The organism is Nocardia sp. NPDC004568 (genome assembly GCF_040609955.1).
In the GTDB taxonomy this organism is placed as follows: domain Bacteria; phylum Actinomycetota; class Actinomycetes; order Mycobacteriales; family Mycobacteriaceae; genus Nocardia.
Genome location: NZ_JBEXLL010000017.1, coordinates 73,245 through 93,840 on the forward strand (window position 1 = coordinate 73,245; position 20,596 = coordinate 93,840).

The 20,596-nt window shown below is 69.2% G+C and carries 19 protein-coding genes and 2 pseudogenes; 10 read left to right on the top strand and 11 right to left on the bottom strand.

The features are described 5' to 3' along the window. Positions 1-93: 93 nt before the first annotated feature. Both ABZV91_RS11185 and ABZV91_RS11190 read left to right on the top strand, forming a co-directional pair. A complete protein-coding gene (locus tag ABZV91_RS11185) occupies positions 94-930 on the top strand; it encodes a metalloregulator ArsR/SmtB family transcription factor (protein WP_355238904.1) in 837 nt (278 codons plus the stop codon). Then, on the top strand, positions 927-1,526 hold the full coding sequence (locus ABZV91_RS11190; RefSeq protein WP_355238907.1) for a dihydrofolate reductase family protein: 600 nt from the start codon (positions 927-929) through the stop codon (positions 1,524-1,526). The genes ABZV91_RS11185 and ABZV91_RS11190 overlap by 4 nt, the downstream gene beginning before the upstream one ends. Before the next feature lie 107 nt (positions 1,527-1,633). Here the strand turns inward: ABZV91_RS11190 and ABZV91_RS11195 are convergent, their stop codons facing one another. The 7 genes and pseudogenes from ABZV91_RS11195 to ABZV91_RS11225 all read right to left on the bottom strand — a co-directional run bounded on the left by ABZV91_RS11195 (position 1,634) and on the right by ABZV91_RS11225 (position 7,480). Further along, positions 1,634-2,491, bottom strand: a complete 858-nt coding sequence (locus ABZV91_RS11195; RefSeq protein WP_355238910.1) for a MerR family transcriptional regulator — start codon at positions 2,489-2,491, stop codon at positions 1,634-1,636. A gap of 82 nt (positions 2,492-2,573) precedes the next feature. Continuing rightward, complete coding sequence (locus tag ABZV91_RS11200; RefSeq protein ID WP_355238913.1) at positions 2,574-3,071, bottom strand: DUF6764 family protein; 498 nt, start codon at positions 3,069-3,071, stop codon at positions 2,574-2,576. Between the two features lie 147 nt (positions 3,072-3,218). Then, positions 3,219-3,557, bottom strand: a complete 339-nt coding sequence (locus ABZV91_RS11205) for a hypothetical protein (RefSeq protein ID WP_355238916.1) — start codon at positions 3,555-3,557, stop codon at positions 3,219-3,221. 560 nt (positions 3,558-4,117) lie between these two features. Beyond that, positions 4,118-4,864, bottom strand: coding sequence for a sterol desaturase family protein (locus tag ABZV91_RS11210; RefSeq protein ID WP_355238919.1), 747 nt, complete (start codon positions 4,862-4,864; stop codon positions 4,118-4,120). Then, positions 4,861-5,583 carry a GntR family transcriptional regulator gene (locus ABZV91_RS11215; protein ID WP_355238921.1) on the bottom strand — a complete coding sequence of 241 codons (723 nt, stop codon included), beginning with the start codon at positions 5,581-5,583 and terminating at the stop codon, positions 4,861-4,863. The genes ABZV91_RS11210 and ABZV91_RS11215 overlap by 4 nt, the downstream gene beginning before the upstream one ends. A gap of 41 nt (positions 5,584-5,624) precedes the next feature. After that, positions 5,625-6,656 carry an LLM class flavin-dependent oxidoreductase gene (locus tag ABZV91_RS11220; protein WP_355238924.1) on the bottom strand — a complete coding sequence of 344 codons (1,032 nt, stop codon included), beginning with the start codon at positions 6,654-6,656 and terminating at the stop codon, positions 5,625-5,627. A gap of 4 nt (positions 6,657-6,660) precedes the next feature. After that, a pseudogene (locus ABZV91_RS11225) lies at positions 6,661-7,480 on the bottom strand (DUF1684 domain-containing protein). A 517-nt stretch (positions 7,481-7,997) separates the two neighbouring features. Between ABZV91_RS11225 and ABZV91_RS11230 the strand changes: the two are divergent. Both ABZV91_RS11230 and ABZV91_RS11235 read left to right on the top strand, forming a co-directional pair. After that, positions 7,998-9,065, top strand: a complete 1,068-nt coding sequence (locus ABZV91_RS11230; RefSeq protein ID WP_355238927.1) for an enoyl-CoA hydratase/isomerase family protein — start codon at positions 7,998-8,000, stop codon at positions 9,063-9,065. Positions 9,066-9,267: 202 nt separating this feature from the next. Next, a complete protein-coding gene (locus ABZV91_RS11235) occupies positions 9,268-10,008 on the top strand; it encodes an FCD domain-containing protein (protein WP_355238930.1) in 741 nt (246 codons plus the stop codon). 188 nt (positions 10,009-10,196) lie between these two features. Here ABZV91_RS11235 and ABZV91_RS11240 read toward each other — a convergent pair whose 3' ends face one another. Then, positions 10,197-11,117: an enoyl-CoA hydratase gene (locus ABZV91_RS11240; protein WP_355238933.1), complete on the bottom strand. Its 921-nt coding sequence runs from the start codon at positions 11,115-11,117 to the stop codon at positions 10,197-10,199. Positions 11,118-11,148: 31 nt separating this feature from the next. After that, a complete protein-coding gene (locus ABZV91_RS11245) occupies positions 11,149-12,180 on the bottom strand; it encodes a phosphotransferase family protein (RefSeq protein ID WP_355238936.1) in 1,032 nt (343 codons plus the stop codon). 234 nt (positions 12,181-12,414) lie between these two features. Between ABZV91_RS11245 and ABZV91_RS11250 the strand changes: the two are divergent. The 5 genes and pseudogenes from ABZV91_RS11250 to ABZV91_RS11270 all read left to right on the top strand — a co-directional run bounded on the left by ABZV91_RS11250 (position 12,415) and on the right by ABZV91_RS11270 (position 18,065). Continuing rightward, a pseudogene (locus tag ABZV91_RS11250) lies at positions 12,415-13,904 on the top strand (class I adenylate-forming enzyme family protein). Positions 13,905-13,948: 44 nt separating this feature from the next. Continuing rightward, entirely contained in the window at positions 13,949-15,127 is a 1,179-nt protein-coding gene (locus ABZV91_RS11255; RefSeq protein ID WP_355238939.1) for a thiolase family protein, read from the top strand. A gap of 39 nt (positions 15,128-15,166) precedes the next feature. Continuing rightward, entirely contained in the window at positions 15,167-15,928 is a 762-nt protein-coding gene (locus ABZV91_RS11260; protein ID WP_355238942.1) for an SDR family NAD(P)-dependent oxidoreductase, read from the top strand. A 26-nt stretch (positions 15,929-15,954) separates the two neighbouring features. Next, a complete protein-coding gene (locus ABZV91_RS11265; protein WP_355238945.1) occupies positions 15,955-16,719 on the top strand; it encodes an SDR family oxidoreductase in 765 nt (254 codons plus the stop codon). A gap of 44 nt (positions 16,720-16,763) precedes the next feature. After that, positions 16,764-18,065, top strand: coding sequence for an acyl-CoA dehydrogenase family protein (locus tag ABZV91_RS11270; protein ID WP_355238948.1), 1,302 nt, complete (start codon positions 16,764-16,766; stop codon positions 18,063-18,065). On the opposite strand, the gene ABZV91_RS11275 is transcribed toward ABZV91_RS11270, so the two are convergent. Both ABZV91_RS11275 and ABZV91_RS11280 read right to left on the bottom strand, forming a co-directional pair. After that, positions 18,066-19,253: a hypothetical protein gene (locus ABZV91_RS11275; protein ID WP_355238951.1), complete on the bottom strand. Its 1,188-nt coding sequence runs from the start codon at positions 19,251-19,253 to the stop codon at positions 18,066-18,068. 1 nt (position 19,254) lies between these two features. Continuing rightward, positions 19,255-19,683, bottom strand: a complete 429-nt coding sequence (locus ABZV91_RS11280) for an OB-fold domain-containing protein (RefSeq protein ID WP_355238953.1) — start codon at positions 19,681-19,683, stop codon at positions 19,255-19,257. Between the two features lie 300 nt (positions 19,684-19,983). Between ABZV91_RS11280 and ABZV91_RS11285 the strand changes: the two genes are divergently transcribed. Then, positions 19,984-20,596 (top strand): TRAP transporter small permease (locus ABZV91_RS11285; protein WP_355238956.1); only part of this gene is annotated, 613 nt, incomplete at its 3' end.

The following is a 20,596-nucleotide window of genomic DNA, read 5'->3' on the forward strand; positions in this document are numbered from 1 at the left end:
AGTCCGCGCAGATGCGCCCGCCGAGTCGCGGCGCAGTGGCAATGCCGTGAATATTCCTTGACATGAATATTCACTATGGTGAATACTCGATTCATGGATCGGATAGCCTCAGCATTGGGCGACGGGGCGCGCTGGCGTCTCCTCGAGCTGTTGGCCGAGCGTCCGCGGTCGGTGGGTGAACTCGCCGAGCTCACCGGGTTACGCCAACCGCAGACCACCAAGCATCTGCGGACCCTCGCTCAGGCCGGACTGGTCACGGTTTTCCCGCTCGGCCAGCGCCGCGTCTACGCGATCGAGACGCAGCCACTGGACGCCTTCGCGCGCCGCCTCGCGGATCTGGTGGGTATCGCCGGGGCGCAGGCGGGGGAGCGGGCCGTGATCGCCCGATACCGCGCCGCGATCGATGCCGAAGCCGCGCTGGCGGACCGGGATCGGTGGGCCGACGGGCGCAGGTTCTGTTTCGACCGGGTGCTCCCCGCGGATCGCGATGTCGTCTGGCGGTACTGGGTCGAGCCGGACCTGCTGGGGTCCTGGTGGGCTCCGTCGCCCATGACGGTCACCGACTGCGCGCTGGAACCGGTACCGCACGGCCGTGTGGTGCTCGACTATCGCGATGCCGAGGGGCGGCGCTACCGCTCCGCGGGTGAGGTCACCGCGGCCATCGTGCCCGAGCGGCTGGAATTCCGGCTGTCGGTTCTCGATCCGGCGGGCGCGGTCCTGTTCACCGGGCACTACGACCTGGCCCTCACGATGGCCGAGGCGGGCACCCACCTGCGACTCGGCCTGACGCTCACCGACACCGATACCGAAGCGGTCCCGTTCATCGCCGGAATCGAAACCGGTTGGCAGCAGGTACTGAACAATCTCGCCGCCGCCGTCGGCGGCATCGAAATACCTGGGCACGACAGCGAAAAGGAAGCGCAATCATGACAGAAACCGGCCGGCGGTCCGTCACCGCGAATATCAATCTCACGCTCGACGGGCGTTACAGCGGGCCGGGTGGCCCCGGGGATCTGGGCGCGATCGTTTCCTACGCCGCGACCGAGGTGGCCCGGCGTCACCTGAGCCGCATATGGGACGGGGCGACGACGGCGCTGCTCGGGCGCCGCAATGCCGAGGGCTTTCTCGGCTACTGGCCCGCGGTCGCGGCCGACGACAGTGCCGACCCGCGCGACCGCGGATACGCGAAGTGGCTGGTCGATACCGAAAAAGTGGTGCTGTCCACCACTTTGGACACCGCGCCCTGGGAGCGCACCCGCATCGTGAACGCGCCGGCCGCCACGGTGGTACGCGAACTGACGAAAAACGGCTCGGGCGATATCCTCGTCAATTGCAGTGCGAGCGTCATCAAGCCGCTCCTGGCCGCGGATCTGATCGACCGGCTGTATCTCATGATCACCCCCGAGATCGCGGGCGGCGGGCAGCGACTCTTCGACGACGGCCTGCCCGCGACGCGATGGACCCTGACCCGGCACGAAGTCGGCGAGCTGGGCGAGACGGCGATGGTCTACGACCGCGCCCGGTAGCGCAGTCCCGCGAACTCCGAACTGTCCGGTGCCGATCCCGGTGCCGGCGGGCGAACGATGCGCAACCGATTCGCCGGTCGAGAAATCCGCGGTGCCGAAGACCGGGTTCAGTGGTGATTCCGGTCCGGGGTCCGGCCGATCAGGTGGATGGCCTCTTCGAGCGTGCCCACCCGCCGCGCGCCCCCGGGAGTCGTGCGAGCCGTCCAGCCGGGCCCGGCGAGAAGCAGCAGTCCCGGCATCCGGCTTCCCGCGGGCAGTGGTGGAGTCGACGCCGTCCTCGGCACCTGGGACCAGAGCACCACCACGGGGTAGCGGTGTGCGCCGGCCAGTGCGCCGCCGGGCACCGAGGCGCCGAGTAGTACCGCGGGGATGCCGTCTTCGGCCAGCGCGGCGCGCAGAACTTCGAGCGGAAGGGTATGGCACTCACCGCCGGCACATGCCAGCAGTACCGGGAGGAGCCGGCCGGTGGTTCGTACCGGCGGCACCGCGCGGTGCAGGGCGGTGGCGATCGCCCCGGACAAGGCGTGCTCCACCTCGATCAAGCCCTGCCCCCGGCGTTGCCGTTCGATCAGTTCGGCGAACGCGGGCCGGCACAGTCTGTTCCACGTCGCCGTCACGCCGAAATGCGAGATATGGGCGGTGAGGAGGTCCAGGAGTTCGGTGGTGTCGAGCCGGGCGGCCGCCGCCATCATCGGTGCCGTATTTCCCGGGGCAGGGCGGGCCGGGGCCGCGGTGCGGGCCGCCGCGGCCGCGTGGCGTGGGCCGATGCCCGCGCGCACCAGATCGACCATGCGCCTGAGTACCGCCACATCACCCGCGGTGTAGAGGCGGTGCTCGCCGGGTCGGTGCGGCCGGGGAGTCAACTCGTAGCGCTGGTGCCAGCTGCGCAGCGTTGCGACCGGGACGCCGAGGTTTCTGGCCACCGCGCCGACCGTCCACTCGGTTTCGGTACCGGACCGGGTCACTGTCTCATCTCTTTCCGGTTGTCGGCCGGGCACGGTGTGCTGCCGGGCTCCTGCCGGCCGGCGCACGCGCTCGGGGCCGATTTCAGCCCAGGGACAGGCATCCCTGCCAGGTCTGGAAATCTCCGGCGAAGGCGGGCCCGCCGGTGCAGGTGGGGGTGGCTGTCCCGGTGATGTCGACCGAGGCTCCGGGGCCGGCGATACCGAGGGACAACCCCGGCCGCTCGCCCGTCGTCGTCGCCCGGGCGCCGGGGCCTACCGCGACGGCCGCCGGGCCGGAGAGGAATTGCGCGGTGGACGTGGCCGTCCCGCCGTGCTGGGCGATGGCCAGGGACAGGCTCGTCGGGGCGGCGTCGGCTCGCGCGGCCCCGTCGAAACCGTAGGCGGCGGCCGCGCCACCCGCCGCGCCGGTCGCCGAGCAGGACCCGCCGTCGCTGTCGGCGCGGGCGACGGCGGGTCCTGCCGCCGGGCAGGACGCGGGCGGTGCCGCCGCCGCTGTCGGACCGGTCAGCAGGATCGCCGCGGATACCGCGCCCAGGCCCACGAGCAGCCCGAGTGAGCGGGTGGCAGTGCAGTGGAGCATGACGGTCTCCCTCGACTTCGGTGACATTGCCGTCCGCTTCCGTTGCCGGCAGCGGCGCGAGCTGAAATATCCGCCGTTCGGTCTTTCAGCCTACGCGCAGAACGATGCAAAATCGACGCATCGGGAGAATCGGTTCGGCTCTCGTGTTCACCGTTGCGGCGATACCCCGGTCGCATGGGCGCCCTCGCCGCCGGGGGAGGCTGTTGCCCGCGCCGCGGGCGTACTCGCCGGGTCCACGCCCACCAACCTGTGCCAGCGATTCGAGAAATTGGAGATGGCCCACCCCTGCAACCGGTCATGGGCCTCCGCCACCTCGGACCGGCGCAGCAGGCCCGCTTCCCGGGCCGCGGCCACCGCTTCGATGTAGGCCGCCTCGGCGGAGAGCAGTTCATCGACCACCCGGGCCTGCTCGTCGAGTAGATCTTCGATGCGGCAGGCGATGTCGTGCGGTGCCGTGCTCGTGTTCTGACCGGGAAATCGGTGCATACGCCATCCTCGGAACTGTGGGAGTGGAACCTGCAGAAGAACCGGTTGCCCCGGCGGTGCAGGTCGAATCCTGAACCGCCCGGGCGCCGTGAAGCTGTGACTTCACTACTACCCTGTGGCGCGTCCGGCTGTACATCCGGTACCGCGTGACCACGTCGTCCGATGGCGGGGCCGGCCGTGCCCATGGTGGTTTCCGGGGTTCCTGTCGTCGCTACCACGTCCGAGTCCGGTCCGGTCGCGTCGGTTGCCACCGTCGGCATATGGGGTATCGATCTCCGGTCGGCGTGAACCGACGCCGGGCCGGATCAGAGGTATCGACAAGGTCTGGGAATGATCAGTGACCCTGTGTGGTCCATGCTTTTTCGATGACGCTCGGCCGGGCCGAACGGGCCCTGGACGCGAGCGCCGACGGTATCGCCCGTCGTCGCGACCGAGTATTCCATCGGTGGCGAGTCGGCGGCCCGGTAGGTGGGTTCGCGGTGGTGGCAGCGCTGGACGGCATATCGGGCCGGCGTCGGCGGGCCGAGACCCCGGATGCGGTGCCGACGGCGCCCCGAACGCTAGGCGACCCGTGGCCTGTGCAGAGCTTTCGCGGTGGGGGAGTTGGGGACCGAGGCGGGATCGGGATAGGTGCCCAGGATCCGGTCCGCGGTTCCGGCGGTGGTGACGGCGAACCAATAGTGCTCGTTCTTGAAGTGGTGCAGCCGGTGGTTGCGGCGCACGGCGCGCAGAATCGCGCTGTGCGGTTGGTAGTCGGTGTGCACGAGGAGGTGGGTCCATTCGTAGACGAGTCCGAGTACGCCCACGGTGATCAGGAAGGTCAGGCCCGGCCCCGGCCGGCCGAGCGCCAGTAGTGCGATGGTCGCCAGGGCGGGCAGCAGCCACAGGAAGGTCTGCCACGGGATGAAAACCAGTTCCCGGATCCGTGGATCGGCATGATGCTCGCGATGTTTACGCGCCAGCAGTGAATCGATCCGCCACCGGCCCAGGGTGCGTGGCCGCCAGTGCAGCACGCAGACGTGGATGACCCATTCCGTGAACGGGAAGGTGGCCACCACGAGTATCGGAACCAGGGCGTCGGCGAGTTGCCAGTCGCCCACCAGGATCCGCGCGGTGGCGGCGGAGACCAGCAGCGCGGCGATCACCCACGGCGAGGGCGCGCGGCGGAACGAGGCGAACACGTCCGCGAGCGACTCCCGGGTGCGGCGGGCGGCGGTCGCCTCGTCGGCGGCCAGGCGCCCCTGGGCGAGACGGTCGATCTCGGTGTACCGACGGTGCCGGGCGCGTAGCGCGTGCGAGAGATTCATGACGTCTGATCCAATCGGTGCAGGAGGCTGTCGAATTCCGCGGTGGCCAGGGACAGCAGTGCGTCGGCGCGGGCGCGGGCGGCGTCGGTGTCACCGGTGGTGACCGCCTCGGCGAGCGCGCGGTAGCGGCCGGGCTGCCCCACCTCGGTGTCCATGACGCCGGCGAGGGCCGCCATGGCGGGTTCGTAGACGGTGCGCAGCTGGTTGAACAGCAGGCGGTAGACGATCGAATCGGCGGCGTCGACCACGTGATCCCAGAAAGTGAGCGCCGCGCGCTGGCGCGCCAGCGGATCGTCTCCGTCGGCAAGCGTGTCCACCGCTGCCGCCAGCGCCGGTCCGGCCGCCCGACCGGCGCGTCGCGCGGCCAGGCCGGCGACCTCGCGGCCCAGAGCCGCTCGGGTCTCCAGAATGCTGCGTACCACGGAGTGGTCCAGTCGGCCGTCGCGCAATATCAACCGCGGCAGCAGCTCGAGGCCGCCGGAGCGGCGCGGATCGCGAACCGTGGTGCTGCCGCCCTGGCGGATCTCCACCAGTCCGGCCCGCGCGAGCCGCTGTACCGCTTCGCGGACGGTGGGCCGGGAGACGCCCAGTGCCTCCGCCAGCTGACGTTCGGCGGGCAGCGTCGAGCCGGGGGCGAGTTCGCCGGTGAGGACGTCGTCGACGAGCTGGTCGTAGATCTCGTCCGGAACCGACCGGCGGGCGATCCGTTTGAGTGCCATACCCCGGACGGTAGCCCGACTATTGGTCAGAGGTCAAGTGGTCAGACCAGTTCATTCGACGGCCGCCAGCCCAGGTGTGGCGCGATGTACTCGACGGTGTCGTGCAGTATCTGCTCGTAGTCGCGGCGGTGGAATTCGTACGGCAGTTCCAGCCGCAATTCCCTGGTGGCGGCGACGACCGGATCGGCGCGCAGCCGATCGAGGATCTGCTCCGCGGTGCCCACCAGGTCCGGGGCGAACAGAATGCGCCGCTCGCCCTGCGGGGCCCGGGTCCGCTCGTAACGCGCGGCCGCGTAGCCGCGGTAGCGTTCGCGGGTGGTGCGGTCGGCGCTGTCGAACGGGACGATCACCCGTCCCACCGCGACCCGGGCCGGCCGGGCCGGGTCGACGCTCTGGCGGTATTCCGCGATCAGACCCTGCTGGGCGGTGGTGAAATCGTCGCTGTGCTCCCCGAACACGATATTGCCGGTGAGCAGGTTCACTCCTCGCGCACCGGCCCAGCGCATCGATCGGGTACTGCCACCGCCGTACCAGAGCCGATCGACCAGCCCGGGAGCGTGTGGTTGCAGCCGCGGCCGTTGCGTAGTGCCGGGCGAGTGGATCACGGTGTCCGGTCGGCCCAGGTAATCGCCGCGCAGGTTGTCGATCAACCGCTCGATCCGCCCATAGGAGAGGTCGTAGCCGCGCCAGTCGCCGTCGAAGACGAGATCCCCGATGAGCTCGGCATGCGGTGGAATGCCCGCGCTGAATCCGGGTTGCAGCCGCCCTCCGGACAATACATCGGCCAAGGCCAGATCCTCGGCCAGCCGGAACGGACTCTCGTAGCCGATCGGGATCACGGCAGTCCCCAGTTGGATCCGGCGGGTCCGCTGTCCGGCCGCGGCGAGGAATACGGCCGCCGACCCGACGCCGTGCTCGAGATGGCGCTGCCGGATCCACGCGCCGTCGAAACCGAGCTGTTCGCCGAATTCGAACAGCCGCAGGGTGTCCTCGAGCCCGGCGGCGGGGTTCTCGTCGAGGTAGTTGCCCGGCGTCAGGAACGACAGGTTCTCGAGCGGGGTGGACGCGCTCATCGGGTCAGCTGCGCTCGTAGGGAATCTTCTCGCCCGCCTCGATCGCGACGGGCAGCCGGTTCTCCGCCGGGGGCAGCGGGCAGGTCGCCAGATCGGTGTAGGCACAGGGCAGGTTGACGGCCCGGTTGAAGTCCAGGATCACGCTCCCGTCGCGCCCGGCGGCGGCACTTGGAGGACGCGATTGGCGGCATAGGTGGTGACCCCCGAGGTCGCGTCGGTGAACAGCACCGTCAGCGCGCCCGGTGTCTTCCCGGGAAAAGCAGTGAGCCCACCGTCTGCCCGGCCAACTCGACATCGATCCGGCCGGGGGCGTCGTAAACGTGTTCGAGCCCTTCCACGGCCGCGCCGACCGTGGTCGGCCGCGGCTCGGCGAACGCGGTGTAGCGTCCGGTGACCACCCATTTCGGATCCGGTGGGTAAGCGGGCGTACCGCGGAATCCTGTGCGCAACGGGTTGTCCGGGTGCCGCGGGCGCACGATATCGCGTCCGCCGCGGGTGGCGACCTCGATCACGGCCGCGCCCCACACTGCCTCGACACCGCCGCGTTCGGGGATGGTTCCGAACCGGTGCGTGCCGCGCCGGACGGTTCCGTCGATCACCAGTTCCTCGCCCGCGTCGAGAACCACGGTGACACCGTCGGCGCCGGTGGACCAGGCGCCCGGCGCGTCGGGGAACCGCTGCGGTGTCGCGGTCAGCCAGTACAGGCCGGTCACCGCGAGGAATCCGTGCGGAGCGGCCAGCCGCGCCTGCTGCTGCCGATGCCACTCCTGCCAGTCGGCGCGGAACGTGTCGTCGTCGGTCGCCGCGGTTGCCTGCGTTGCCATGTGGTGCTCCTCCGAGATCTCTGCGCCGGGTCGCCCGTTGCCCGCGGCCGTCACCCGCCGGCGACAACCGGTGGGACGGCCGACCGGATACCAGCCCGGATGGAACGGCCGGCCGACGCTTCGCGGCCGACCTCGGTTGCTGCTCTCGATCCAAGCGCTCCCATTCCCGGCCGGACAGGTTTGCGATCAGCCGGAACGCAAAGCGCGCACCTCGATCAGCGGTGGGCACGGGCTCTTCGCTCCTGTGGCGGCCTTCGGGGCGGTGCGCGCACGGCCACGGGGTCGGCGCTCGACGCGGCTTCCCGGCAAGGTCGAGGGCATCGGTGAGTGCCCGTGCGAGGTAGCACGCGTGGATGTAGCGCAGGAACCCGCCGAGGTTCGGTCGCGGCCGGGACAGTCGGACGACCGACGTCTCCGCTGTCCCTCGCGCCCTTCCCAGCGTCCTCGTACACCGGGTGAACGAGGTACCCGGGCCGACCCCTGCTACGTTCCGACGGACGAGTCAGGGACGGTGGATATGGACGTGCGCACGCTTACCGCGGCGGAAGTGGCCGGTGGCGCTCTCCCGGAATCGGTCCTGGACCCGGTGACGCTGCTCGAGCCCGTGGTGTTCGTCGATCTGGACGGCGCCGACGCGGCGACCGCGCGAACCGCCGCGGCCCGGCTGGCCGAGTGGGGGAGCCCGGCGGTCGGGACCTGCTCCGGCGTGATCACCCCGGGCCTGGCGCCCCTGACCGCCGCGCTGGACCTGACCTACGCCACCGCCGAGACCGCGGACCGCTCGGTCGTGGGTGTGGCGGACGTCGATCGCGCGCGCACCGAATTCCTCGCCTGTGTGCAGCGGTCTCCGCAGGCGTCGTATATCGCCGGGCAGGTGCTGCGTGCCTCGGAAGGTCTGCCGGTGGCCGCGGCGATCGATGTGGAATCGCTGGCGTACTCGACGCTGCAGGGCGGTGCCGAATTCGGCGCCTGGCTCGACGAACGGCGCCGGTTGGACCGGCCGCTGCCGCCGCCGCCCGCCACGCCGCCGGTCCTGCTGTCGGCCGAGGGCGACACCCTCCGGATCACCCTCAACCGGCCGGAACGGCGCAATGCCTATGGGACGGCGCTACGGGACGGCCTGGTCGAGGCGCTGCGTACCGCGGTCGTCGCCGACGCGTTCGGTCGGATCGTCCTGGACGGTGCGGGGTCGTCCTTCTGTTCCGGAGGAGATCTGGACGAGTTCGGCCACACGCCGGATATCGCGACCGCGCACCTCATCCGTACCCGCGGCGGTGCCGCCCGGTTGATGGCCCGGCTCGCCGACCGCATCGAGGTCCGGCTGCACGGGCACTGTGTCGGAGCCGGTATCGAGATCTCCGCGTTCGCCGGACGGGTGGTCGCGGCGCCCGATACCGTGGTCCGCTTACCGGAAGTGGCGATGGGGCTGATCCCCGGCGCCGGGGGCACGGTGAGTGTGCCACGGCGGATCGGCCGCTGGCGGGCGCTGCATCTGTTCGTGACCGGTGTGGCGCTCGGCGCCGAGCGGGCCCGGGCGTGGGGTCTGGTCGACGAGATCCGCGAGAAGAGCGGACCGGAAGCATAAGCCCGCGTACGGAGTAACGGCCCGAGCGTCGAGGGTGGTGCGCGCGGCGGCGCGCGTTTCCGGACAGCGCCGACTTCTGGTGGGATGTGGACCCTTCAATATGGTGTTCGGACCCAAAATGAGGTAAACATAATCATAGATTGTCGGGGCTTCGAACTCCAGTGGGTGCGGGGAGCGGCCTTACCGTATGGAGGTACGTGTCATGGGACAGCCAGGGCTTCGTCCGCAGAAGACCGCGATGCTGGTCGCGCAGCGGATCGTCGAGGGCATCAACAAACGGGGCAACAAGGTCGGCGACAAACTGCCGCCCGAGCGCGTGATGCTAGAGGACTACGATATCGGCCGCGGCACGCTGCGCGAGTCGCTGCGGTTCCTGGAACTCCAGGGCGTCATCGCGCTCAAACCCGGCCCCGGTGGCGGTCCGATCGTGCAGCAGCCCGACGGTATGGGGCTCGCGACGGCCATCACGCTGCTGCTGCAGTTCGAGAACGCGCCCTTCCGGACGATCGTCGAAGCCCGCACGGCCCTCGAACCGATGATGGCCAAACTCGCCGCCGACCGGATCAGCGAGGAACAACTCGCCCGGCTGAAGTACTCGGTCGACACCATGCGCGAAAACCTGGACGACGAAGAGGTTTTCGTCGAGATGAGCCGGGTCTTCCACGACACCATCGCGCAAGGTTCGGGTAACGCGCTGTTCGGTTATCTCATCCACGCCTTGCTGGACATGCTCGACGGTTCGGCGGTGGGAATGGAGTATCCGGAACGGCACCGGGTCGCGACCTGCGATATCCACGAGAAGATCTATCGCGCGGTCGCCGCCGGAGACGCTGCCGCGGCACTGGCGGCCATGGAGGAACATATCGACGCGATCTGGCGGTACGAGGAGAAGCACTATCCCGAGGTGCTGGATACGCCGATCGCGTGGGGTACCCGCAGCTGACCGGCGGGCCATCCGAAGATCCGCACGCCGAAGGCGGAGGCGACCACGGTTGCCTCCGCCTTCGGCATGATGCGTATCCGACTCCGCGGAGCCGTTTTCGTCGTCGACCGCGCGGCCGTACCCGATGCACGCGCGGCGGTCCGGCAGAGCGGGGCGGGGCGGCTGCCTGCCGGGCGCGCCGCCGGTGCTCACGGGCGGTAGGGATCCGCCCGTTGTACCGGTGGCGCCGACTTCCAATCGGGCAGGCCGAGTTCAGGAGTCCCGACCGGGCTTTCGCCTCCGGACAGATACGTCCACTGCGCGTGGCCGAGCTGATGGATGGAGAAACAGGCCTCGAGCGCGGTGGAGAAACCCATGGCGTCCTGGCTCTGGTTCACCGATTCCTTGACCAGTAGTGCCGCCATACTCGGTACCCGGGCGACGCGGCGCGCGAATTCGAGTGTGCGCTCGTCCAGTTCCGCGGCGGGGAATATCTTGTTGACCATGCCGAGGGCGCGTGCGTCCTCGGCATCCAGGCAGTCGCCGGTGAGCAGCAGCTCCTTGGCCTTGCGCGGGCCGAACTCCCAGGGATGGCCGAAGTATTCGACCCCGCACATTCCCAGCCGGGTCGCGACGACATCGGCGAACTGGGTGCCCTCGGCGGCGACGATGAGGTCGCAGGCCCAGGTGAGCATGAGGGCCGCGGAGAAGACATTGCCGTGCACCTGCGCGATGGTGATCTTGCGGAGTTTCCGCCACCGGCGGGTGTTCTCGTAGAAGTAGTGCCATTCCTGGTGGAGGCGCGATTCCACCGCGTCGTAGGTGGCGCCGGTGCAGGTGAACGACCAGTGCTGGTCCGGGCCGGGTTCGCGTTCGGCGCGGTATTCGGCACTGCCCAGATCGTGGCCCGAGGAGAAGACGGGGCCGGCGCCGGCCAGGATCACGACGCGGACCGTATCGTCGGCCTCGGCGCGCAGGAACGCCTCGGTGAGCTCCATGAGCAGTCCGCGGTTCTGCGCATTGCGGTACTTCGGGCGGTTCAGCACGATCCGGGCGATCGTGCCCGCGTCGTGGGTTTCGTACCGCAGGTACTTGTAGGCCACCGGGGTATCGAGTGGGCCTTCGGCCATGGGGGTGTCCTTTTCAGTCGGATGGGGCGGACTAGGACCGGACGAACCGGCGGGCCTGGTCGAGGAGCGCTTGGGCGACGCCGTGGAAGCGGCGACCGAGGGCGGGGTCGGTCTTCCCGGCGCACGCCCGGGCGTGGGTGCCCTCGAGGATGATGGCGAGCCGGTAACAGGCCAGCACCTGATACCAGTCGAAATCGGACAGGTCGCGGCCACTGCGGGCGGCGTAGTGGGCGATGAGCTCGTCGCGTTCCGGCAGGCTGTCGAGCTGCCGCGCGAGACCGACGGTGCGCGTCTCGGTGGGGTCGGGCCAGGTGGCCAGCAGATGCCCCAGGTCCAGGAGCGGGTCGCCGACCGTGCCCAGTTCCCAGTCGACGACAGCCGCGACGGCCGGGCTGTCGCGGCGGAACATGACATTGCCGAAGTGGTAGTCGCCGTGGATCAATCCCTTGCGCCACCGGTTCGGCCGATGCTCTTCCAGCCACCGACCGGTCTCCTCGACGCCGTCGAGTTGTGGACCCGGCCAGCCGTCGAGGTCGTGATAGGAATCGAGCTGGCGGCGCCAGCGGCCGACCTGCCGGTCGATCCATCCGTCCGCGCGAGCGAGCTGGGTTTCGCCGAGGACCGCGGGATCCACCAGGCTCAGGGCGGCGGCGCTGTCGACCATGGACAGACCCATCGCATGCTGTAGCTCGGGTGTGGAGGCATGCGGTTCGGGAATTTCCGCGGTGGCGGTGAAGCCGTCGACCGCTTCCATGACGAAGAAGACGCAGCCCGCGACGTCGAGGTCCTCGCAGACGGCGACGAGCCGGGCATGGGGTACCGCGCTGCCTGCGAGGGCGGCGAGCAACCGGGCCTCCCGGCGCATCGTCTCGTCGCTGTTGGGGCGTTTGTGCAGCGGTGGGCGGCGGAGCACGTAATCCGCGCCCCCGCGGGTGAACTTGATCAGGATGTTCTGGGTGCCCCCGGTCAGTCGGACGACATCGGTGACGGGCCCGGCGCCGACCCCGTGGTGGTCGAGCCATGACGTCGATACGGCGACGTCCATCGGGTCCTGATCCCTCATCGATCCACCTCGTGCCTTCCTGTATCTACTGCGACGGCGGGCCGGCGCAGCATGCGACCGGGGGTTCCCGATCACGGAGCTTACACATTTCCTACGAACCATAATCATGGATTCTTCAAATTCCGGCGCATAGTTGTTATCGTTAGCCGCGGACGGGCCCGGTGCTTGCTGCCGCGTACGGCTCCGCACCTCGGGTGCACATCAACAATCCAAGCGTTCTCACCAGGTGGTGCAATGGGTATCGAAATGGTTCTGGACATGGCCGCATCGGTCCATCCGGACAGACTCGCCATGGGGCGTCGTGCCGCGGGGACGACCTACCGGCAGCTCGGCGATCTCGCCTCCCGTGGTGCCACGATCCTGGCCGCACACGACGCCGCGCACCTGGTGTTCGTCGGCGTCAACGGGCCGGTGCTCCCGGTCCTGACCTTCGCCTCGGCCCGGGCCGGTGTGCCGCTCGCCCCGTTGAACTACCGGCTGGCCACCGAACAGCTCCGCGACCTCGTCGGGCAACTGGAGCGACCACTGATCGTCACCGACCCGGCATACCGGACGAAACTCGAGGGCGCGGCCGATGTCGTACTCACCGGTGCGGAGTTCCTCGAACTCGCCCGCTCGGCCGACCCCGCGCCCGACTCGATCGCGCCCGACGACGCGACGGCCGTCGTGCTGTTCACCAGTGGTACCACCTCGGCGCCGAAGGGTGTGCTCCTGCGGCACCAGCATCTGCTGTCCTACCTGCTCAACACCGTCGAGTTCGGATCCGCGGCCGAGGACGACGCGACGCTGGTGAGTACCCCGCCCTATCACATCGCCGGAATGGGCGCGGTGCTCAGCAATGTGTACGCCGGCCGCCGGATGGTGCATCTACCGGATTTCACACCCGCACCTGGTTGGATACCGTGCGGGGCGAGGAGATCACCAGTGCGATGGTGGTCCCGACCATGCTGGCGCGGGTGGTCGAGTACCTCGACGGCGCGCCCGGTAACACGCCGAAACTGACCTCGCTGGCCTACGGCGGGGCCCGGATGCCGCAGCCGGTACTCGAACGCGCTCTCGTGGCCTTTCCCGACACCGGATTCGTCAACGCCTACGGGCTGACCGAGACCAGTTCGACCATCGCCGTGCTGGGCCCGGAAGACCATCGCGAAGCCCTGGCCGATCCGCGACTGCGCGACCGGTTGTCCTCGGTGGGGCGGGTCGTACCAGGCATGGAGGCACAGATCCGCGACGAGGACGGCGCGGTGCTGGCCGACGGTGCGACCGGCCTGCTGTGGGTTCGTGGTGCCCAGGTCAGCGGGGAGTACATGGGGAAGGGGTCCGCGCTCGACGCCGACGGTTGGTTCCCCACACGTGATCGCGGCCGTATCGAGGACGGCTACCTCTACATCGGTGGCCGCGCCGACGACACGATCATCCGGGGTGGGGAGAACATCGCGCCGGCCGAGATCGAGGACGTACTGGTCGAGCACGACGCGGTGCGCGAGGTCGCCGTGATCGGAATTCCGGATGACGAATGGGGCGAACGGATCTGCGCGGTGATCGTGCCGGTGGCCACCGAGCATCCCGACGCGCAGGCGATTCGGGTGTGGTGCCGGGAACGTCTGCGCGGTTCGCGGACACCCGACGAGGTCGTGTTCATGGACGAACTGCCCAGGACCGACACCGGGAAGCTGGTGCGCCGTGATCTCGTCGCGCGCGTCATCGCGCCGGTCGCCGGCTGACCGACTCCGTTCGCAACAAGGTCCGCATCTTCTGGAGGAAAATCATGCGTAGTGCCGTGCTGGTCGACGTCGTCCGTTCGGCGTCGGGCCGGGGTAAGCCCGGTGGCGCCCTGTCCGCTGTCCATCCGATCGATCTGCTCGCCGAGGTCTTGCGCGCGTTGGTGGCGCGTAGCGGGATCGATCCCGTCCTGATCGATGATGTCATCGGCGGCTGTGTGAGCCAGGCGTCCGAGCAGGCCGGCAATATCACCCGGTCCGCCGCGCTGGCCGCGGGACTGCCCGAATCCGTGCCCGCCACCACCGTGACCCGCGCGTGCGGTTCCAGCCAGCAGGCGGTGCATTTCGCGGCGCAGGGCGTGATCGCCGGTGCCTACGATGCCGTGATCGCCTGCGGCGTGGAATCCATGAGCCGGGTGCCGATGGGTACCGCGCCGATGGGCCGGGACCTGGTGGGTGTGGGTCTCGGGCAACGGTATCCGGAGGGTTGGACAGGGCAGGGTGTCGCCGCCGAGCTGGTGGCGCAGCGGTACGGGCTGACCCGCGCGGATGTCGACGGGTATGCGGTGGAATCACATCGGCGGGCGGCCGGCGCGGCCGCCGCGGGGCATTTCGGTCGGGAGATCGTGCCGGTGCCGGTGGCCGGGGGCGTGCACGACACCGACGAGACGATCCGGGCCGCGACGACACTGGAGAGCCTGGGCGGACTGCGCGCCTCCTTCCGTGCGGAGGAGCCGATGCGGCGTTTTCCCGATCTGGACTGGATGATCACGCCCGGCAACTCGTCGCCGCTCACCGACGCGGCCGCCGCGACGTTGATCATGGCCGAGGAAGAGGCCGCGCGCCTCGGACTGACTCCGCGGGCCCGTTTCGTCGATTTCGCGGTCGCCGGCGACGACCCGCTGTACATGCTCACCGCGCCGATTCCGGCCACCCGGCAGGTGCTCGATCGCACCGGCCTGAAATTGGACGAGATCGACGTCTACGAGGTGAACGAAGCCTTCGCCTCGGTACCGCTGGCCTGGGCGCGGGAATTCGATGCCGACCTCGCCCGCCTCAACCCGGCCGGTGGCGCGATCTCGCTCGGACACGCGATCGGGGCCTCCGGGGTGCGGCTGCTCGCGACCATGGTGGGTGAGCTGGAACGCACCGGCGGCTGCTACGGCCTGCAGACCATGTGCGAGCACGGCGGTATGGCCAACGCCCTGATCGTCGAACGGATCTGAACGACTCGGCGGAGCGGCCGAGGACAAGAAAGGCACAGTGTGAACATCAACGGCAAGGTCACCCTCGTCACCGGGGGTGCGTCCGGACTGGGGCTCGCGACCGCGCGCCGGCTCCTCGACGAGGGTTCGAAGGTGGTGCTGCTCGATCTCCCCACCTCCGACGGGGCGGCCGTGGCCGCCGGTCTCGGCGCAAACGCCCTGTTCGCGCCCGCGGATATCACCGACGAGTCGGCCGTGGCGGCCGCACTCGACATGGCCGAGGGTTTCGGCGAACTGCGTGCCGTCGTCGGCTGTGCGGGTACGGGACGATCGCTGCGGGTGGTGGGCCGCCAGGGTGTTTTCCCGCTCGAGGTCTTCACCCGGGTCGTGACGATCAACCTGATCGGTACCTTCAATGTGGTGCGGCTTGCCGCCGAGCGCATGGCGCGGCTCGAACTCGACGGTGAAGAACGCGGGGTCCTCGTGACCACCGCGTCGGTGGCCGCGTTCGAGGGTCAGATCGGCCAGGCCGCGTACGCCGCGTCCAAGGCCGGCGTCGCCGGGATGACCCTGCCGCTGGCCCGGGATCTGGCCTCGCTCGGGATCCGGGTCGTCTCCATCGCGCCCGGACTGTTCGACACCCCGCTGCTCGCCGGACTGAACGACGAGGCCAAGGCATCCCTCGGGGCGCAGACACCGCATCCGAGCCGGCTCGGCGATCCGGCGGAGTTCGGTTCGCTCGCCGCGCACATCCTGTCCAACCCCATGATCAACGGCGAGGTCATCCGCCTCGACGGTGCCATCCGGATGGCACCGCGCTGATGCCCCCTCGGCAAGGAGGTTCACCCATGACGGATCCGGCGCTGCCCTTGGCAGGCAAGGTCGCCCTGGTCACCGGCGGCAGTCGCGGTCTCGGCCGCGAGATGGTGCTCGCGTTCGCCGCCGCGGGTGCCGACACCGTTGTCGTCAGCCGCAAACTCGACAGCTGCGCGCAGCTCGCCGCCGAGGTCGCCGCCGCCACCGGGCGACGGGCGCTTCCGCTGGCCTGCCATGTCGGGGACTGGGACGCACAGCAGCAACTGGTCGATCGCGTCTACGAGGAGTTCGGCCGCATCGACGTCCTGGTCAACAATGCCGGGATGTCGCCGCTGTACGCGAGTCTCACGGAGATCTCCGAGGCGCTGTTCGACAAGGTCTTCGACGTCAACCTCAAGGGCGCGTTCCGGCTGACCACCCTGGTCGCACCCCGGATGGCCGCCGGGGAGGGCGGCTCGATCATCAACATCAGTTCGATCGCCGCGGAGCGGCCCACGCCGGGTGATCTGCCGTACGCGGCGGCCAAGGCGGGCCTCAACGTCCTGACCAAAGGGTTCGCCCAGGCCTACGGCCCCGCGGTCCGGGTCAACGCGATCATGGCCGGCCCGTTCCTCACCGATATCAGCAAGGCCTGGGATATGGACGTGGTGGGCGAGAAGTTGAAAGAGCTGCCGCTCGGACGTGCCGGTGAACCGGACGAGATCGTCGGCGCGGCACTCTACCTCGCTGGACCGGGCGCCACCTATACCTCCGGCGCGATCATCCCGGTCGACGGCGGCCGTACCGCGATGCGCTGAACCGCCCGCCGGAACCCGTCCGCATTTCAGAAAGGAACCAGGATATGAGCTGGGGATTCGAGACCGACCCCGAGTACCAGCGGGTGCTCGACTGGGCCGACGAGTTCGTCACCCGGGAGGTCGAGCCGATCGACCAGGTCATCACCCACGCATGGGATCTACGTGATCCACTGCGGCAGAAGTTGATTCCGCCGTTGCAGGACAAGGTCCGGGAGAAGGGACTCTGGGCCACCCACCTCGGGCCCGAGCTGGGCGGGCAGGGGTACGGCCAGTTGAAGCTGGCGCTGCTCAACGAGATCATCGGGCGCACGCATACCGGGCCTATCGTGTTCGGGTGCCAGGCGCCCGATTCCGGTAACACCGAGATCCTCGCGCACTACGGCACGCCGGAACTCAAACAGCGGTACCTGCGACCACTCATCGAGAACCAGATCGTGTCCTGCTACGCCATGACCGAACCGCAGGGTGGCTCGAATCCGGTCGAGTTCGAGACGACCGCCGTGCTCGACGGTGACGAATGGGTGATCAACGGCGAGAAGTGGTTCGGCTCCAACGCGCGGTTCGCCTCGTTCTACATCATCATGGCCGTCACGGATCCGGACGCGGCACCGCATCGGCGGTTGTCGCAATTCATCGTCCCGGCCGAGACGCCGGGCGTGGAGATCGTCCGCAACACCGGTGTCTGGGGACACGACTACGAGGTAGGCACGCACGCCTACACCCGGTGGACCGATGTGCGGATTCCCCGGGACCACATTCTCGGCGGCGTCGGACAGGGCTTCGAGGTGGCCCAGACCCGGCTCGGGGGCGGCCGTATCCACCACGCCATGCGTACGGTCGGCCTGGTGCGGCGCTCGTTGGACATGATGCTCGAGCGCGCGGTCTCCCGGACCACCCGCGGCAGCCGGCTCGGGGACAAGCAACTCGTCCAGGAGATGATCGCCGATTCGTGGTTGCAGCTCGAGCAGTTCCGGCTGCTGGTGCTGCGGACCGCGTGGCGGATCGACCGGGAGAACGACTATCGCAAGGTCATCACCGATATCGCCGCGGTGAAGGCCGCGATGCCCAAGGTTCTGCTGGATGTGACATCGCGGGCGGTGCAACTGCACGGTTCGCTGGGAGTGTCGAAGGAACTACCCCTGGGCAAATGGCTTTTCGAGGCCTACCACATGGGCCTGGCCGACGGTGCCACCGAAGTCCACAAGATCGGGTTGGCGCGACAGCTGCTCCGGGATGCCGCGCCGCACGAGGGCCTGTTCCCGAGCTACCACCTGCCCGCTCTTCAGGCGCGGGCCCGGGAGAAGTTCGCGGCCGAGCTGAGCGAACTCGGGCTCGGCCGCGACTGATCAGCCGTCCCGGCTGATAACGAACGCGACCGATCCGGCCAGGCCGTTGGAGACGGTGACGACGGAGCGGGAGGCGCCGGGGACCTGGCGTTCTCCCGCCCGGTCGGTCACCTGGTAGGCGGCCTCGGTCAGCTGGGTCATTCCGTGCAGGCGGCCCTCGGCCAGGCAACCACCACCGGTGTTGAGGGGCAGCGAACCGGTGCGCCGGGCCCGGCCGGTACCGATGAACTCCGGCGCTTCGCCACGCCCGACGAAACCCAGACCTTCCAGCCACGTGAAGGCGAAGATCGAGAAACCGTCGTAGAGCTGCGCGTTGTCGATCTCGTCGCGGCCGACCCCCGCGGCGTCCCACAGCCGGTCGCCGGTGTGTGCCGCGCCGTCGAGAATGCTCTCCAGGGTCATCGGCGCCCCCGTGGGCCCCACATGGTTGCTCGCCGCATAGCCGGTGATCAGCGCCGGTGGATTGCGCAGCGCGCGAGCGCGTTCGGCGCGGGTGAGGATGATCGCGACCGCGCCGTCGACGGGCAGATCGCAGTCGAACAGGGTGATCGGGTCCGCGATCATCCGGGCGTTCAGATACTCGTCCCGGCTCAGCGTTGTGCCCCGGAAGTACGCGTGCGGGTTGTGCTGGGCGTTGTTCCTGTTGTCGACGACGAAGTCGGCCAGTGCGTCCCGGGACGCACCGGCGAGGTCGAGGTAGCGGCGCGCCACGGTCGCGGCCCAACCGGCCGGCATGGAGAAGCCGTACGGCGCGAAGAACTGATCCTTTCCGCCGGCGCGGGTGGCCGTGTAGTGGGAATACCGCCCCGTGGGCATATGCAGCGCGCGGTAGAGCACGACGTGTGTACAGGCCCCGGCGACGAGTGCGTTGACGGCGTCGATCGCCGCGTGGGTGACCATCGGGGCGGTATTACCCAGCCAGGTGATCCGGTCGCGGATGCCCAGGGCCCCGGCCAGATGGCCAGGCGTCATCACATCGACGCCGTCCTGATCGCCCTTCTCTCCGCCGTACACCGGCATGGCCGGGGTGGTGGCGAGACCGTCCACCGCGGCACGGGTCAGTCCGGCGTCGGCGAGGGCGCGATCGGTGGCCTCGACGGTGAGTTCGGCCAGTGAGCGCGGACTGCGGCGGATGAGTTCGGTGTAGCCGATTCCGGCGATCGCGACCTTGTCGCGGAAGTCCCACATGTCAGGCACTCCTCGGGCGCCACTGCGGCACGATCGAATCCGGGGCCAGCTCCTCGAATATCACTTCCAGCGGCATGCCGATCGCCACGTCGTCCGGCGAGGCGCCGAGCAGATCGGCCGTGAGCAGCAGGCCGGGCTGTTCGACGAGTTCCGCGATGCCGACCAGGTAGGGGAGCGATCCGGCGAAGCCCGGAGCGGGCGCGTCGTGCATGACGGTGTAGGAGTACAGCGTCCCCCGGCCGGACATGTCGCGCCAGACCAGATCGGCGGAGGTGCACCGCGGGCAGAACGCCGCCGGTAGGTGCACGAAACACTCGCATCCGCGGCAGAACTGCAGCGAGAGCCGTCGCTCCCGGGCCGCCGCCCAGTAGGGGGCCGTGATGTCATCGGCGAGCGGCAGGGGTTTGGCCGGTGAACTCGGTGCGGTCATACGACCTCCTCAGCGGTAGCGGGTCTCGAAATCCAGATAATGGTAATCATTTATTGTGATTGTGTGACGCCGGTCTCCGTTCAGTCAAGTCGCTTACCTGCGTCTCCGCCGCGGCCGAGTTCGCCAGGGGGGTCGTCAGAGGCAAATGATTCGCATGAAAGCTTGACTTTCGGCCGAAACCAGGCGAATGATATTCACGTCTTCGGTGACGTGGATCACGACCGACACGGTCGCGGTGCGATCCGTGCGGTTTCCGCCGGGCGCCACCGCATTCCATCCCCTCAATCCTGCGGAGTTCCTATGAGCGCATCGACGCGCGCCGCGAGCACAAGGCCACCCCGGCTGCGGCTCCTGATCGAGGTCCCGGCAGTCATCGTGCTCTTCGTCATGATGCTCCACGTGACCGCCAATGCCCTGTTCCGGGCGTTCGCCGCCGGCCCGATCCAGAACACCCTCGAGATCACGCAGTACATCTACCTGCCGATCATCGCGCTGCTCGGGTTCATGGCGGCGCAGGCCCGGGGGGAGCACATCGTCGCGGACCTGGTCACCCACTACTTCCCGCGACCGGTCCGCCGTGCGGTACTGGGCGCCGGCTACCTGGCCGCGCTCGTCGTGACGGCCGGATTCGCCTGGTACGGCCTCGAGGAAGCGCTGCACGCCCGGGATATCGGTCAGACGGCCGGTGTGTCGACGGTGGTGTCCTGGCCGGTGCTGTTCCTGGTCCCGATCGCCTTCGCGGTACTCGCCGTCCAGTTCGGTGTCGCCGCGGTGCGGGCGTTACGCGGTGCCGAGGACGCGGACGGCAACGACGACGAGATCGAGGCCGTGGCCGCCGCGGCGGCCACGGCCGGCACGACAGTGGATTCGGAGAAGAAATGTCCACCACCACCGCCCCCGCCGAAGCGGGCGG

What these genes read in the sequence shown, in the direction of transcription:
- ABZV91_RS11275 (WP_355238951.1), bottom strand. Translation starts at nt 19,253, where the DNA reads ATGTGGGACTTCCGCGACAAGGTCGCGATCGCCGGAATCGGCTACACC.
- ABZV91_RS11235 (WP_355238930.1), top strand. Translation starts at nt 9,268, where the DNA reads ATGGGACAGCCAGGGCTTCGTCCGCAGAAGACCGCGATGCTGGTCGCG.
- ABZV91_RS11220 (WP_355238924.1), bottom strand. Translation starts at nt 6,656, where the DNA reads ATGAGCGCGTCCACCCCGCTCGAGAACCTGTCGTTCCTGACGCCGGGC.
- ABZV91_RS11230 (WP_355238927.1), top strand. Translation starts at nt 7,998, where the DNA reads ATGGACGTGCGCACGCTTACCGCGGCGGAAGTGGCCGGTGGCGCTCTC.
- ABZV91_RS11190 (WP_355238907.1), top strand. Translation starts at nt 927, where the DNA reads ATGACAGAAACCGGCCGGCGGTCCGTCACCGCGAATATCAATCTCACG.
- ABZV91_RS11210 (WP_355238919.1), bottom strand. Translation starts at nt 4,864, where the DNA reads ATGAATCTCTCGCACGCGCTACGCGCCCGGCACCGTCGGTACACCGAG.
- ABZV91_RS11255 (WP_355238939.1), top strand. Translation starts at nt 13,949, where the DNA reads ATGCGTAGTGCCGTGCTGGTCGACGTCGTCCGTTCGGCGTCGGGCCGG.
- ABZV91_RS11200 (WP_355238913.1), bottom strand. Translation starts at nt 3,071, where the DNA reads ATGCTCCACTGCACTGCCACCCGCTCACTCGGGCTGCTCGTGGGCCTG.
- ABZV91_RS11280 (WP_355238953.1), bottom strand. Translation starts at nt 19,683, where the DNA reads ATGACCGCACCGAGTTCACCGGCCAAACCCCTGCCGCTCGCCGATGAC.
- ABZV91_RS11205 (WP_355238916.1), bottom strand. Translation starts at nt 3,557, where the DNA reads ATGCACCGATTTCCCGGTCAGAACACGAGCACGGCACCGCACGACATC.
- ABZV91_RS11270 (WP_355238948.1), top strand. Translation starts at nt 16,764, where the DNA reads ATGAGCTGGGGATTCGAGACCGACCCCGAGTACCAGCGGGTGCTCGAC.
- ABZV91_RS11215 (WP_355238921.1), bottom strand. Translation starts at nt 5,583, where the DNA reads ATGGCACTCAAACGGATCGCCCGCCGGTCGGTTCCGGACGAGATCTAC.
- ABZV91_RS11265 (WP_355238945.1), top strand. Translation starts at nt 15,955, where the DNA reads ATGACGGATCCGGCGCTGCCCTTGGCAGGCAAGGTCGCCCTGGTCACC.
- ABZV91_RS11240 (WP_355238933.1), bottom strand. Translation starts at nt 11,117, where the DNA reads ATGGCCGAAGGCCCACTCGATACCCCGGTGGCCTACAAGTACCTGCGG.
- ABZV91_RS11185 (WP_355238904.1), top strand. Translation starts at nt 94, where the DNA reads ATGGATCGGATAGCCTCAGCATTGGGCGACGGGGCGCGCTGGCGTCTC.
- ABZV91_RS11245 (WP_355238936.1), bottom strand. Translation starts at nt 12,180, where the DNA reads ATGAGGGATCAGGACCCGATGGACGTCGCCGTATCGACGTCATGGCTC.